The following is a 15,028-nucleotide window of genomic DNA, read 5'->3' as shown; positions in this document are numbered from 1 at the left end:
TCCATATTTTATTTAACTACTTGAAAGCTCTCCAACATATAATGAAATCTTGCTCCATGCCCTTCTGCTGCCTCTAGGAAGTATACTTGCTTAATAACAAATACTTGACCCTCATCTTCATCTGTTACGTAATATCTATGAATGGGTGTATCCCATTGATGACCCGTTTTTCCGAATTCATTTGTATACTCAAGTCCCATACCTTGAATCATTTCGGCTTCAATTGGCTCCGTTACCGATTCTTCTCTACGGAATTCCATGTCCTTATCGTTATTAATCTCTTGTTTAATCGCTTCAACTACTTCTTCTGTTGTTGCATCCTCCACACGTGTAATTTCCATATATACCTCTGGAAATTGCTCTGGTAGCGGATCTAAGGTTTCGATTCGATCGCTCGTTTCTCCCTCAATCATTTTATAGCGGTCCTCATCGATATAGATGACATAGCGCAACTCCTCATTGGTTTCGAGTTGCACATTCGTGTCTTCTTTTTCACCTTCCAATTCGATTTCTTCCTGTTTTTCTTCAATAAACATATCCTTCAAACCGTGAAACATAGCCTGCCCAGGTTCTGTATTCATTCCGAAAACCAAGATAGCTATAATTGCCGCAATGCTCATCCCTGCAATCGCAAATCCCTTTCTTTTACGCTTTCTTTTTTTTTCTATGTCGGGTGTGGATGAGAATAATTCGATATCGATCCTATTCCAAGTTTCATTCTTGAGATTGACCGCATCTTTTGTCTGCCTTTTTAATAATTGTTCCATTCTTTTATCCAGTTTGTCTCTACTCATCAGCAACACCCCCAATAACCGCTTTTAGTTGTTGTCTTGCTTTGTAAAGCCTTGATTTCACTGTATTCACATTTAATTCAAGGACTTCAGCAATGTCTTTCTCTGAAAATCCGTTTAAATACTTTAAAATCAGGACAGTGCGGTGATGTTCTTCAAGCTGTTCCATTGCTGTTTCAAGCTGTTCGAAGTCTCTTTCTTCTTCTGTCTGATGATTCAGGTGGTCCAACAGTCGTTCAGTTTCAATACTTATATCTTCCTTGGACTTTTTTTTCATATATCTTCTGCTTTCATTAACTAAGATCTGGTAAAACCATGGTCGGAAAGGTTTTCTAATATCAAAGGAATCAATATTTCGATAAACCTTGATAAATGTTTCCTGTACAATATCGGATGCGTCACTATTATTATTTGTAATTGCATATGCAGTTCGAAGTGAATAATCAGCATAACTGTCATACAGCTTTTTAAAGGCCTGCTGATTCCCCTTTTTTATCTTTTTGATGAGTCTTATTTCCTGATCAACCAAAAGCAATACCCCCCCTTTATAAATCGTTCTATACTATATATACCTTTCTCAAGTTGAAAAAGTTTTCGTTTTTTGAAATTTTGTTATTTCATAAAATGTATAGACTCTGAAGTAACTGCTGGTTGATTTGGTTTCTATAAGTAAGTGCTTTTCCCGCCGTCCGGGATCGCTCTGGGCGGATGCTTTCCGCGGGCACGGCCTCAGCCCCGAAGAGAAACCCACTCTTCTGGTCTTCGGACACGTGCTTTTCCCGCAGGAGTCACCGCCCGCCGCTCACCCGGACTGGTGAAGTTTTATAATGCTATTTTAGCTACGCTAGTATAGTAATTATTAGCAACCTTCTAACCAGCTCTGGGAAATACACGGAGACTTCTGCGGGAGGAAAGGCATAGGTGAGACTCTGAAATGCGTCAGCATGAAGAGGCTCACCAGCCGCCCGCGAAAAGCGCAGTGTATTTCCCAGAGCAATCGCCGAAGTTCCCTATTCTAGTTCGCAGCTTATCTCGATTCTGCGGTAATTTAGAAGCAACAAACATAACGAAAATAGCTTTTTGAACAAAAAAATACCGGGTAAGATTTTTCATCCTATCCGGTATATACTATGTTATTTATTCATACTGGAGAAAAAGTCGCCTAAAGGATCTTCATCCTCTTCCTCTTCAACGACTTCTTCTTCGTTTAGATCCAAGCCATCAAGACTGAAATCATCCAGATTCATTTCCTGTGTCGGTTGTTTTTCTAATTTTTCCACAGGTTCTTCTTGAAGATATAATGCTTCATCAATATTACTGGAGTTACTGTTCAATGCTGCCAGCAGGGTGGTTGCCCGCATTGGATCACTTAATAAATGATAAAGGATACTGCCGATAAGCGCTTCTGAATGTTCATGCTTCAGCCAGCTCCTTTGTTCCTTTGTAAGCTGCTTTGGTAACGGGATAGTCACCGTTTCCTTTTCTTTTACAAAGGTTTCATTGACCCCCTTAAGTACAAATCCGGCAACTTTACTGGAAAAATTCCTGCGTTCGGTTTCCTTCAAATTCTGCAATTGTTTTAATAGATAATCAGGTGTATCAGAGGGGACACGAAAGGTTATCGATTGTCCACGCTCTATACTATTTTTCGACATGATCTCACCCTATTTATTTTGCCTTAGAAGTAACTTTTTCTTCTTCTTTCTTACCTTTTTCAGCTTTTTGAATAAAATCACTAATCAATTTATAATAGGCATTTGCCATCATCCAAATGCTTTCATTTTCATCTTCAAAGAATTCAATATTATAACCATCCAATTTATTGTTTAACGCTTTAATATAGTCTTTAAGTACTGCAGAGCCACCACCGACAAAATAGCAGATTTCTGATTGTGAGTTCTTCGCCCATACATTCCTTAAGAAACGGTATTCTTTCTTAGCCAGTTCCAATAGAATATGATCGGTAATATCGTGTACGTTTGTTCTACTTCCTTTTACCATTATATGGTTGCGATCCTTTTTCCTTGTGATGATGTCCACGACATCACTCCGGCTGTCCAGTTCGACACCGTGTTTGGACCGGATTTCTTCTCGTATAGATTCTAATGATTCAGAAACTCCCAAGTTAAATCCTTGTGCTTTATCATCATCCACATTGCGATTTCTTATTACCGCGATATCTGTTGATAATCCACCAATATCCTGGATTAAGATCTGTTTATCAATTAGTTCCTTATTAATTACTTTTAAATCATTATCCATTATCAGGTTCACATACGCTGCAAAACCTTCTGGATATACTTTTACTTCTTCAAATTTAATATTCACTTTTTTACCTTGGTGTTTTGGTGTCACAAGAAATTCGACTTGATGCACTGATCCAAGAAGTTGAGAACGATACCCAACATCTTTACCTTCTTTTACTTCTCTTAATGGAAGTCCAGTACCCAATGTATAGGTTGCATCGGTAATACCATTTTTTTCATTAAAATTATCCGTGTTCACCGCATCCAATGCCAGTGCAGTGAATAACATAATTAAGGTTTGATCTTCTTCTGATTTACTGCTGCCAGGGTCAAGTTCCTGTGCATTACCAGTTTTGGTTGCTAGATTACCAACACGATAAATAATATTGTTTTCATCTAAGGCAGGGGAGTGTACTCTAATATGGATATTATCCAATACGTCTTTTTGATCCAATTCCTCAATCCCGATTACAGGGCGATCTTCTAAATCAGGTGCAATCACGTTAGGGATATACAATTCATTTTCAAGCTTTCCAAAGTTTCCTTTTAAAGCATCATTTCCGACATCTACTGCCGCGACTCTCGATTTTATCATTTAGTGATACTCCTCTCATTTTTCCATATACTACTAGAATAATTGTTTTCCATAAAATATACAACAATACTTTGTATGTATTCTTTTCCGTATACATGTACACATTTTGTATTCGTTGCTACAACAAGATGCACACTAGTTTGTACACATGTTTACTTTATTGCAAACAACTTTACTTTTAAAGTATACATGTATACTTTTTTGTAATCAACTAATATCTTCCTTTTGAATTGGTTTTTTATTCCTCCCCTATTTGTAAGAGCAAAAAAAGGATGATGTACAATCATCCTTCTCATCCCAAAATCTATTAAATTACATCTCTATCCCAATGTCTGTGGTCAGAAATAGCTTCTATAAATTCATTTAAGAAGATTTCTGGTGTATCTCCTGACACGACTCCTAAACGATTCAACAAGTTGTTTTCCTGAAGTATTTTGACACCATCATGTGTTGCACCAATTGGTTTAAAATGAGAAAAAGCTTCTTGTACAAAGTATGAGGCTTTCTCGAAGAACTTCTGATTAGAAGCATCCCCAGTAGCTACATACACGGCATCAAATAGTACGGAATCTGCTGTCAGGAAAGTGTGTTGTGCTTCTACCTGTATCCCCTCCGTACCTGTCACCATTCCCAATTTATCTGAAACAATTTCCGGTTGCAGCCCTTTGGAATCTAGATCAGTTAAAATGGAGTGGACTTCTTTCCCACTATACCCATCAGTTATTAGCACTGCTACCTTCCTTGTATCCGGATTTTTCCTCGTGTTTTCTTGACTTAGAGCCGGAGAAGACTTCGTAACGGACGAACCACCATGTTCAGGGGCTGTTATACCTAAATTAGCCGCAACCTGCTGAGCCATCTCTAAATTAACATTTGCAAACATGTCGACTACTTGCTGTTGAATACTCTTTTCTTTACACTTACCAAGTTCGAAGCTGAACGCATCAATAATATGCTCTTTTTCAGAGGTACTCATACTATTCCAGAAAAGAGTAGCTTGCGAGAAATGGTCAAGGAAACTATCACTTCTTGCTCGAACTTTGCGGCCCTCCACCTTTTCCTGATAATGAACATAACCACCTTCATCTTCTCGGGAGGTTTCGGGTGTGTTACTGGCTAGAGAGTTATTATGATAGCTCACTGGGCCTTTGTTAATCGTTTGTCTACTATAACCGTCCCGTTGATTATTATGAAACGGGCATACTGGACGGTTAATTGGCAATTCGTGAAAATTGGGGCCACCGAGACGAATTAGCTGTGTATCCGTATAGGAGAATAATCGTCCCTGCAACAATGGATCGTTAGTAAAATCAATACCTGGTACAACACTTCCTGGATGAAATGCAACTTGCTCTGTCTCTGCGAATACATTATCAACATTACGGTTAAGTGTCATTTTACCGATGATTTTTACTGGCACATCCTCTTCCGGCCAAATTTTAGTAGGATCAAGTATATCAAAGTCGAATTTAAACTCATCTTCCTCATCAATAATCTGAACACCAAATTCAAATTCTGGATAGTCTCCATTTTCGATAGCTTTGTATAAATCCTTTCGATGAAAATCTGGATCTTTCCCATTAATTTTCTGCGCTTCATCCCAAACTAAGGAATGAACACCAAGCTTCGGTTTCCAGTGGAATTTAACAAAGTGACCGTTACCATTCTCATTCACGAAGCGGAAAGTATGCACACCAAATCCCTCCATCATACGAAAACTTCTAGGTATCGTACGGTCAGATAAATGCCACATAATCATATGTGCCGTCTCCTGATTATTAGCTACAAAATCCCAGAATGTATCATGGGCGGACGCAGCCTGTGGGATCTCATTATGTGGTTCCGGCTTCACTGCATGGATGAGGTCCGGAAATTTCATTGCATCTTGAATGAAAAAAACAGGAATGTTGTTACCAACAAGATCATAATTCCCCTCTTCCGTATAAAATTTTGTAGCAAATCCTCTTACATCACGCACAGTTTCCGCTGATCCCTTGGAGCCGGCAACCGTTGAATACCTTACAAATACAGGAGTTTTTGATCCTGGTTTCTGTAAAAATTTCGCTTTTGTATATTTTTCCATAGATTCATAGAGCTCAAACTCTCCATGCGCTCCATATCCCCTTGCATGAACAATTCGTTCCGGAATCCGTTCATGATCAAAATGAGTCATCTTTTCACGAAAATGAAAGTCTTCCATCAATGTGGGACCACGTACGCCCGATTTAAGCGAAAATTCATCCTCAGAGATCTTTAACCCCTGATTCGTCGTCATTTTCTTTCCTCGATCATCTACTCGAAACTGCTCAAGTTGTTTATTCTTACTATTACCGTCTACTTTTCTATCTTTACTCATATTAATTAATCCTCCCACTTTTAGAGATTAATGAAACAACTAACTAATGATTTCCCTATTGATTAAAGAATTAAACAGATAATAGAATCTCATATAAATTAAAAAATAGCTTAACCAAAATAAAATGAAAAATTCAGAAATAATTATAAAATTAATATACTTTCTGCCTATTATTTTAAAAATTATGCTATTATTGAATAGATAATAGGAAATAATACCCATTTGTAATAATAATTTCTAAATATCTATGAAAGGACTACCTTATTATGTACAAATTAAAGTTATTTATAATTGGTATTTTCATAACTGGATTAATTGTTGCCATTACATCTGGGCCGATAGAAATAGAGATAGCCCTTTATTTTAAGGTCTTCTTTGTGTATCTCTTTTTTACTACACTTTATTCGCATTTAAAAACAGTTGTCAAAACAGGGAACGTAAATATTGATTACAGCATTTCTTATGGACTGTCTTTTGTATTGTTCACTGGTCCATTAGGGTTGTTTTTATTTGAGATTGTTAATCGCTTTTATGTATATTTTTATCGCAAAAAAACAGGAACAGCCGATGAAGATGAATTTTTACATACATTTTATAATATTGGAGGGCCTGGATTACTCCATTCATTAGGATATTTTATTTTCTATGGGCTATATCCTTATGTTGAAGAAATACCTTTTGGCTATTGGGGTCTGTTGATTGCAATCGTTGCCCTTACAGACTTTTTGTCATCCATACTACTGCTGACGATCTTCCATATTTCCGGTAGTATTAATACTGGACAAGATGCGTGGGATTTTATTAAAGGTAGGAGCATTTTGGATACGATGAAAAAAGCAGTCTCGAATGGCTTGTTATTCATTTTTCTTTTGGAACAGCAATGGGAAATCCTTATTGCTTTATTTATTTTGAATTATCTTGTCAGTCGATCTGCTGTACTTCAATCCAGAAGCATCCAGCATAAAATAGAGCGTGATCGTTTTGAACAGATGGCTTATACCGATTTTCTGACAAAGGTTCATAACCGGACGTATATGAATAAAGTTATGAATGAATTAAATGAATCCGAAGAACACATTGGGATTATTGTAACAGATATAGACACGTTTAAACGGATTAATGATGCTTATAATCATACGGTTGGGGATAGTGTCATCCAACACTTTGCAACAACATTAAAGAACTTTCTAAAAGATGAAGACTATCTTTTTCGAAGTGGTGGAGAGGAATTCACCATAATTTTAAGGAATAGAGGCTATCAAGAATGTAGACAATTGGTTGAGCAACTGCAGAAAAGCATTCAAGATACGCCTGCAGTTTCAGAATTTAAATCAAGACAGATAACCATTTCCTACACTGCTTCATTTGGTTTATATTTTTATCAATCCAATTTGGAAACAAATATTAAACATGCATATATACATGCAGATGATCTTCTTTATAAAGCGAAGAATCAAGGGAAGAACCAAGTTTCGTCTAAAAATGGGATTATCGATCTACCCTTGTCCGCCAGATATGCTGCTGCTATAGAAAAAATGGAAATATAACGCAGAAACCCCCAATCTGACGTTCAGACGGGGGTTTTGTGTGTTTATACAGCTTTTGATTTCTTGATTTGCTTACTCCTTAACTGACCACAGGCAGCATCGATATCTGCTCCATTTTCCCAACGAACGCCACAGTTAATACCTCTTTCTTTAAGCGTTTCATAGAAAGCCTGGATGGACTCCGATTGACTTCGTTGATAATCAATATGCTCATCAACGGTATTATAAGGAATCAGATTCACATAGGCCAAATGACGATGATTTTTAATTAAATTCGCCAATTGAATTGCTTCTTCCCTATGATCGTTCACATCTCTCAGCATAATATACTCATAAGTAATACGCCTGTTTTTCTTCTCCAGATAGTATTCTACAGATTTCATAAGTTTTTCTATCGGGAATGCTTTATTGATCTTCATAATCTTCGTACGAAGTTCATTATTCGGTGCATGAAGGGAAATGGCCAAGTTTACTTGAATATCCTTGTCTGCAAATTCATAAATTTTGTGGGCGAGTCCACTAGTTGAAACAGTAATATGTCTTGCGCCAATATTAAGACCACGATCGTCATTTACTACATACAGGAAGTCCATCAGGTTAGTGAAATTATCAAATGGTTCTCCTATGCCCATGACTACGATATGGCTGACACGTTCGTCATCCCCTCTTGTATCTAAGTGCTTTTGTACATTCATAATCTGTTCTACAATTTCACCACTGGATAAATCACGACTTTTTCTTAATAGACCACTTGCACAAAACGTACAACCGATATTACAGCCTACCTGTGTTGTTACACAAACAGATAACCCGTATGAAAAACGCATAAGAACCGTTTCAATTAAATTTCCATCTTCTAATTTGAAAAGGAACTTAATGGTACCATCTTTCGATTCCTGTCTGATTTCTTCCCCCAACGTATGCAGGACAAAATTTTCCTCTAAAAGTTCGATTGTCTCTGTATTCACATTTCTCATCTCGGTAAAATTGGAAACACGTTTTTTATATAACCAGTTCCATACTTGATCGGCACGAAAACGCTTTTCACCATACTCGATAAGCCATTCTGTTAGTTGTTCATATGTTAGTCCATAAATGGATGTCTTACTCATTGTATACCCTCATTTCGATTCATTGCTATTTCTATACTACATATTACTCCATCTTACACACAGTAGCAAATGGTTTTTGCTTGGGATACTCGTTAACCGCGCACCTTTAAATCAAAAAAATGTGCTACGGAAAATAATCCACAGCACATTTATAACGCTTATTAAGGCAGCATTGTTTCACCCATTAAGTATAGGTCACATTCTCTCGCTGCTGCTCTTCCTTCATTAATAGCCCAGACAATCAGACTTTGACCACGGCGCATGTCTCCAGCGGCAAATACCCCTTCGACATTCGTATTGAATTCACCGTATGTTGCTTTAACAGTCGAGCTTCTAGTCGTTTCAACATTCAGCTCATTTATTAGGTCTTGGTCTGGTCCTTTAAAACCAATAGCAATCAACACAAGATCAGCAGGCCATACTTCCTCAGAACCCGGTATTTCTTCACGAATTTTTTTACCATGCTCATAGCGGGTTTTAACTTTAATAGTATGCACTTCTTTTACATGCCCATTTTCATCACCAACAAATCTAGTTGTTTGTACAGCATATGCACGCGGGTCTTCTCCCTGATGTGCCTCGGCTTCAGCATGTCCATATTCCACACGGTGAATCTTCGGATATTGGGGCCACGGATTACTTTCTTCATCACGAAGCAGATTCTTTTTCTCATAAATATCAAATTGTGTTAAACTCTTGCAATTGTGTCTAATAGAAGTAGCAAGGCAATCTGTACCCGTATCTCCACCACCTATTACAATAACATCTTTATCTGCTGCAGAAATATAGTTACCATCCTCTAAATTGGAATCAAGCAGGCTTTCCACATTTGCATGAAGAAAATCCATTGCAGGGTGGATTCCTTTCAGATTACTACCCTCCACTTCCATTTCACGATGAAGTGTTGCTCCACCACAAAGGATTGTTGCATCAAACTCCAGTTTAAGTGCTTCAATTGTAATATCTTTTCCAACTTCCGTATTCGTTACAAATTCAATGCCTTCCTGTTCTAATATAGATACCCGTCTCATAACGATGTCATAAGAAAGCTTCATCTCCGGTATACCATACGTTAAAAGTCCGCCAACACGCTTATCGCGTTCAAATACAGTAACAGAGTGACCCGCTTTATTCAACTGGTCTGCTGTCGCTAGTCCGGCGGGTCCTGACCCCACCACTGCAACTCTTTTACCGGTGCGCATTTGGGGAGGATTCGGTACGACCCAACCTTCTTCAAAACCTCTTTCTATAATCGAACGTTCCACTGTTCTAATCGCAACAGCCGGTTCGTTTATTCCTAGCACACATGCACTTTCACATGGTGCAGGACATGCGATTCCGGTAAATTCCGGGAAATTATTCATTAGATGTTCTCGAGCTAGCGCCTCTTTCCACTTACCCTCGTATACAAGATCATTCCATTCGGGTATTAGGTGATTAACCGGGCACCCTGATGTGACACCCTCTATTTCGATGCCAGTATGACATGTAGGTACTCCACAATCCATACAACGCGCGCCCTGCTCTTTAACATCTTCCTCTGTTAAAGGAGCCGTGTAATCGTTCCAGTCTTGAATTCGCTCTTGCGGATTTCTTCCCGGACGGGTTTGTCGATCATACTCCATAAATCCAGTTTGTTTACCCATCAAAAGCCCCCTCTTCTGTATAAGTGCATTCTAATTATTTAAAGGAGGGAACCAGGTCTGTCCTGTGTCCCCTTTTATTGTAGATTATATTAATTCAACTTCGCTTTTTTTCTCTATAAAACCATTATTGCTTTCATCAAAAGCTTGCATTTCTGCATCAAATTTATTTAGTCCACTATCCCTAAGGAAATTAATCCGGTCTCTCATTTTCACATATGCTTTCGGTATTACCCGTATAAATTGTTTCGAGTATTTTTCCCAGTAAGAAAGGATTCGTTCTGCGTGTCCGCTGTCTGTGTATTTAATATGGTCTTGAATTAAGTTATAAACGGTTTCTAATTCAAACGGATCCTCAACCGCTCCAACATGTACCATTGCAGGATTTACCATTTCTGAGAAGCTATTGTCCTCATCAAATACATAAGCCACACCACCGGACATACCCGCAGCGAAGTTTCTGCCCGTAGATCCCAGGACAACAACGGTTCCGCCTGTCATATATTCACAACCATGGTCACCAATACCTTCTGTAACAATGGTTGCGCCACTGTTTCTAACAGCAAAACGTTCTCCAGCAATGCCACGAATATAAGCTTCCCCACCGGATGCACCATAAAAGGCGACATTTCCGATAATCGTATTTTTCTCAGGCAGGAAAGTAACTGCTTTTGCTGTTTTAACTATAATCTTCCCACCGGATAATCCTTTTCCAACAAAATCATTGGCATCACCAGTAAGTTTTAATGTCATCCCTTTAGGAATAAATGCACCAAAGCTTTGACCTGCAGACCCATTAAAGTTCAATTTGATTGTATCTTCCGGTAAACCTTCTTCCCCATATTTTTTTGTGATTTCGCTGCCGAGAAGTGTTCCAGTCACACGATTAATATTACGGATTGCTACCGTAAATTCAACCGGTGTTCCGTCCACAATTGCACTTTCACAAATTGGGATAAGCTCCTGGTAATCCAATGTTTTTTCAATCTCATGATCTTGTTTTTTCGTAGCATATTGGTCGATTTTAAAGTCCAATTCAGGACGATACAACAATGCTGATAAATCAAGTTCGTTCGCCTTCCAGTGATTGATTTTTTTCGATTCCAATATATCTGAGCGTCCAATCATTTCATTAATCGTTCTGAATCCAAGTTCAGCCATAAGCTCTCTTGTTTCCTCAGCGATAAAACGCATAAAATTAACAACATGCTCAGGGTCACCCGTGAATTTCTTTCTTAATTCCGGATTTTGTGTAGCTATACCAACTGGACATGTGTCCAAATGGCAGACACGCATCATCACACAGCCTAAAGCCACAAGCGGTGCAGTAGAAAAGCCATATTCTTCTGCTCCAAGCAATGCAGATACGACTACATCTCGACCAGTCATCATTTTTCCATCTGTTTCAACCGTAATACGGTCACGCAACCCATTTAATAGAAGGGTTTGATGTGTCTCAGCAAGTCCGATTTCCCAAGGAAGACCGGTATGCTTCAAGCTTGTCCTAGGAGCTGCACCCGTACCGCCATCATAGCCACTGATAACGACATGATCGGCACGACCTTTTGCAACACCAGCAGCTATGGTTCCAACACCAACTGCGGACACCAATTTCACACTGACACGTGCATTTGGATTTGCATTTTTCAAGTTATAAATAAGCTCTGCTAGATCCTCAATCGAATAAATATCATGATGAGGAGGCGGGGAAATTAATTCTACACCTGGAGTTGAGCCACGAACTTCTGCAACCCATGGGTAAACTTTCTTACCAGGAAGCTGTCCACCTTCTCCCGGTTTTGCCCCTTGAGCAACTTTGATTTGGATTTCATCTGCGTTAACAAGATAATTGCTCGTAACACCAAAACGGCCGGAAGCCACCTGTTTTACTGCACTTCTTCTTGAATCACCATTTTCATCACGTGTAAACCGATCTGAAGACTCTCCACCTTCTCCGGTATTGCTGCGACCACCAAGACGGTTCATTGCAATTGCCAAAGCTTCGTGTGCCTCTTTACTGATCGATCCAAAAGACATGGCTCCTGTTTTAAACCTGCTTACAATCGCCTCAACAGATTCAACTTCTTCCATTGGCACCGCATGGCGTGTCTTAAATTGAATCAATCCACGGAGTGACTGCAGATTACCGGTATCATCCGTCAGCATTTTCGAATACTTTTTGAAAAGATCATAATTATTCGTACGTACAGAATGCTGCAATGTTTGAATCGTTCTTGGATTATACTGATGGTCTTCTCCATCTTCACGGTATTGAAATTCATCCCCTGGAGACAGATCGTAATTGCCACCACGATTTTCGACAAAGGCAATTTCATGACGCATTAATGTTTCTTTTTCTATCATATCAAGTCCAATTCCACCGATCCGTGTTGCAGTTCCAGTGAAGTATTTTTCGATGACTGTATCATTAATTCCGAGCGCTTCAAATATCTGTGCACCACGGTAACTTTGGATTGTGGAGATTCCCATTTTCGATAGTATTTTAATGATGCCTTCTGTAACCGCGGTTACGTATCTTTCCTGTGCATGGCTGTTGGTAATGACACTCAACTCACCTTTTTCCAATAAATCAGTAAAGGTATCAAAGGCCAAGTATGGATTTATACCTTCAGCACCATAACCAATCAATGCTGCAAAATGGTGTACTTCTCTCGGTTCACCCGACTCTAGTAAGATGCTTACCTTTGTACGGATACCTTTACGTATTAAATGATGATGCAATCCGGATACGGCCAATAGTGCTGGAATAGCAGCCTTATCTTTTGATACACCTCGATCAGAAAGAATCAATAATGTTACACCTGCATCAATTGCAGCATCTGCTTTTTTAAACAACGCTTCCAGTGCGGCTTCCATTTTCCCTGCGCCTTCTTCAGCATCGAATAATGTCGACAATGTTGTTGCTCGAAAATCATCCAATTGCTGCGCATGAATTTTCTCCAGTTGATCGTTTAATAGAATTGGTGTTTCCAAACGTATATGTCTACAGTTCTCTGCATTAGGATTGACAAGGTTTCCCTCTGCACCAATCGTTGTTTCCACCATCGTAATAATTTTTTCCCGAATGGCATCAAGTGGTGGATTTGTTACCTGAGCGAATAGCTGCTTAAAGTAGTTATATAATAGCTGTGGCTGCTTTGACAGCACCGCAATCGGTGAATCATAACCCATAGAACCAATAGGATCTTTCCCATCTGATACGAGTGGTTTCATGATTTTATTAAGTTCTTCCCGTGTATAACCGAACGCTAGTTGTTGCTGCAGAAGGGACTCTTCACGATAAGCCGGCTGACTGCTATTAGCTTCTGGAAGATCTTCCAATTCAATTTTATTTTCAAGCCACTGTTTGTATGGTTTTTGAGAGGCAATCTGCATTTTAATTGTTTCATCAGGAATGATAACTCCCTTTTCCAAATCAATAAGCAGCATTTTACCTGGAGTCAATCGGTCTTTATACAGAATGTCATCCGCAAAAATATCTAATGCTCCTACTTCCGATCCCATCACTACCATGCCGTCTTTTGTAACATAATATCTGGCTGGACGAAGACCATTTCTGTCGAGGGTTGCTCCAATCTGCTTCCCATCTGTGAAAGCAAGTGCAGCGGGACCGTCCCAAGGTTCCATCAATGTACTATGATATTCATAAAAATCACGTTTTTCATCTTTAATCTTATCATCATTTGACCACGGCTCAGGTACCATCATCATTGCTGTATGTGCCAGCGATCTCCCTGAAAGATGCAAGAATTCAAATGTATTATCGAATATAGATGAATCACTACCATCTGTATCCATAACCGGCAGAATTTTGTTCAATTCTCTATCATCTAAATTTTCAGAAATACAAAGGTTTTCACGAGCCTGCATCCAATTGACATTACCTCGTAATGTATTAAATTCACCATTGTGTATGGTATACCGATTCGGGTGAGATCTTTTCCAGCTTGGGAATGTATTTGTAGAGAAACGTGAATGCACAAGTGCCAGTGCAGATTTAAAATCCGGGTGGTTTAAATCAATATAAAACGCATCCAATTGTTCAGGAACTAACATCCCTTTATAAACAATCGTACGAGTGGACAAGCTGCAAATGTATACATCTTCGTATTCGGCTTGATCAGCTACCACTTTTTCAATGCATTTACGAATCACAAATAGTTTTCTTTCGAAGGCATCTTGGTCTTTTATTTCGTCCGATTTTTGAATGAAAAATTGGCGAATTGCAGGTGCGCTCTTAGCGGCAACCTTACCAATGAAGGATTCATTTGTAGGAACAGGACGCCAACCGAGGAAGGTTTGTCCTTCTTGTTCAATTAATGTTTCAATAATTTTCCTGCAAGTCATGCGAAGCTGTCTATCACGGGGTAAAAATATCATACCAACCCCATAGTCACCTTCACGTGGAAGAGAAATATTTTCCTTCCCACATTGTTTCTGAAAAAAGCGATCTGGCACCTGAGTCAAAATCCCTGCCCCATCACCAGTACTTGTATCTGCTGACTGGCCGCCACGATGCTCTAAATTACATAATATATTAATCGCGTTTTGTACAATATTATGTGTTTTCTTCCCGTTAATATTTGCTATCATTCCGATTCCACAAGCTTCATGCTCATAATCGGGACGATATAGTCCCTGTTGTATAGGATATCCGTTTCTTGTCATCACAACAGCTCCTCTCCCGTATTCTAAAAAGAGTGAAAACTACCAAATG

9 protein-coding genes are annotated in these 15,028 nt (G+C 38.9%); 1 reads left to right on the top strand and 8 read right to left on the bottom strand.

From position 1 onward, the window contains the following. Positions 1-8 precede the first annotated feature (8 nt). The 5 genes from ACFOUV_RS06275 to ACFOUV_RS06255 all read right to left on the bottom strand — a co-directional run bounded on the left by ACFOUV_RS06275 (position 9) and on the right by ACFOUV_RS06255 (position 5,988). Complete coding sequence (locus ACFOUV_RS06275; RefSeq protein WP_379495936.1) at positions 9-794, bottom strand: hypothetical protein; 786 nt, start codon at positions 792-794, stop codon at positions 9-11. Beyond that, positions 787-1,320 carry an RNA polymerase sigma factor gene (locus ACFOUV_RS06270; RefSeq protein ID WP_379495935.1) on the bottom strand — a complete coding sequence of 178 codons (534 nt, stop codon included), beginning with the start codon at positions 1,318-1,320 and terminating at the stop codon, positions 787-789. The genes ACFOUV_RS06275 and ACFOUV_RS06270 overlap by 8 nt, the downstream gene beginning before the upstream one ends. Before the next feature lie 604 nt (positions 1,321-1,924). After that, positions 1,925-2,446 carry a hypothetical protein gene (locus tag ACFOUV_RS06265; protein WP_379495934.1) on the bottom strand — a complete coding sequence of 174 codons (522 nt, stop codon included), beginning with the start codon at positions 2,444-2,446 and terminating at the stop codon, positions 1,925-1,927. Positions 2,447-2,459: 13 nt separating this feature from the next. Then, positions 2,460-3,632, bottom strand: coding sequence for an Alp7A family actin-like protein (locus ACFOUV_RS06260; RefSeq protein ID WP_379495933.1), 1,173 nt, complete (start codon positions 3,630-3,632; stop codon positions 2,460-2,462). Positions 3,633-3,939: 307 nt separating this feature from the next. Beyond that, positions 3,940-5,988, bottom strand: coding sequence for a catalase (locus ACFOUV_RS06255; RefSeq protein WP_379495932.1), 2,049 nt, complete (start codon positions 5,986-5,988; stop codon positions 3,940-3,942). A 266-nt stretch (positions 5,989-6,254) separates the two neighbouring features. Here ACFOUV_RS06255 and ACFOUV_RS06250 point away from each other — a divergent pair, with 266 nt between their 5' ends. After that, the gene (locus ACFOUV_RS06250; protein ID WP_379495931.1) at positions 6,255-7,535 is read left to right on the top strand and encodes a GGDEF domain-containing protein; all 1,281 of its coding nucleotides are present in this window, start codon (positions 6,255-6,257) and stop codon (positions 7,533-7,535) included. A gap of 44 nt (positions 7,536-7,579) precedes the next feature. Here ACFOUV_RS06250 and rlmN read toward each other — a convergent pair whose 3' ends face one another. The 3 genes from rlmN to gltB form a co-directional block, all read right to left on the bottom strand. After that, positions 7,580-8,647, bottom strand: a complete 1,068-nt coding sequence (rlmN, locus tag ACFOUV_RS06245; protein ID WP_379495930.1) for a 23S rRNA (adenine(2503)-C(2))-methyltransferase RlmN — start codon at positions 8,645-8,647, stop codon at positions 7,580-7,582. Positions 8,648-8,808: 161 nt separating this feature from the next. Next, positions 8,809-10,293, bottom strand: coding sequence for a glutamate synthase subunit beta (locus ACFOUV_RS06240; protein ID WP_379495929.1), 1,485 nt, complete (start codon positions 10,291-10,293; stop codon positions 8,809-8,811). Between the two features lie 84 nt (positions 10,294-10,377). After that, entirely contained in the window at positions 10,378-14,979 is a 4,602-nt protein-coding gene (gene gltB, locus ACFOUV_RS06235; RefSeq protein WP_379495928.1) for a glutamate synthase large subunit, read from the bottom strand. Positions 14,980-15,028 lie beyond the last annotated feature (49 nt).

Source organism: Oceanobacillus longus, assembly GCF_042650085.1.
Classification (GTDB): Bacteria; Bacillota; Bacilli; order Bacillales; family Amphibacillaceae; genus Oceanobacillus; species Oceanobacillus longus.
Note: the sequence above shows the minus strand (reverse complement) of the source record. Positions and strands in the feature narration are given on the sequence as shown.

Coding starts and splice junctions, on each gene's coding strand:
- ACFOUV_RS06255 (WP_379495932.1), bottom strand. CDS start 5,988: ATGAGTAAAGATAGAAAAGTAGACGGTAATAGTAAGAATAAACAACTT.
- ACFOUV_RS06265 (WP_379495934.1), bottom strand. CDS start 2,446: ATGTCGAAAAATAGTATAGAGCGTGGACAATCGATAACCTTTCGTGTC.
- ACFOUV_RS06260 (WP_379495933.1), bottom strand. CDS start 3,632: ATGATAAAATCGAGAGTCGCGGCAGTAGATGTCGGAAATGATGCTTTA.
- ACFOUV_RS06240 (WP_379495929.1), bottom strand. CDS start 10,293: ATGGGTAAACAAACTGGATTTATGGAGTATGATCGACAAACCCGTCCG.
- ACFOUV_RS06275 (WP_379495936.1), bottom strand. CDS start 794: ATGAGTAGAGACAAACTGGATAAAAGAATGGAACAATTATTAAAAAGG.
- ACFOUV_RS06250 (WP_379495931.1), top strand. CDS start 6,255: ATGTACAAATTAAAGTTATTTATAATTGGTATTTTCATAACTGGATTA.
- gltB (WP_379495928.1), bottom strand. CDS start 14,979: ATGACAAGAAACGGATATCCTATACAACAGGGACTATATCGTCCCGAT.
- rlmN (WP_379495930.1), bottom strand. CDS start 8,647: ATGAGTAAGACATCCATTTATGGACTAACATATGAACAACTAACAGAA.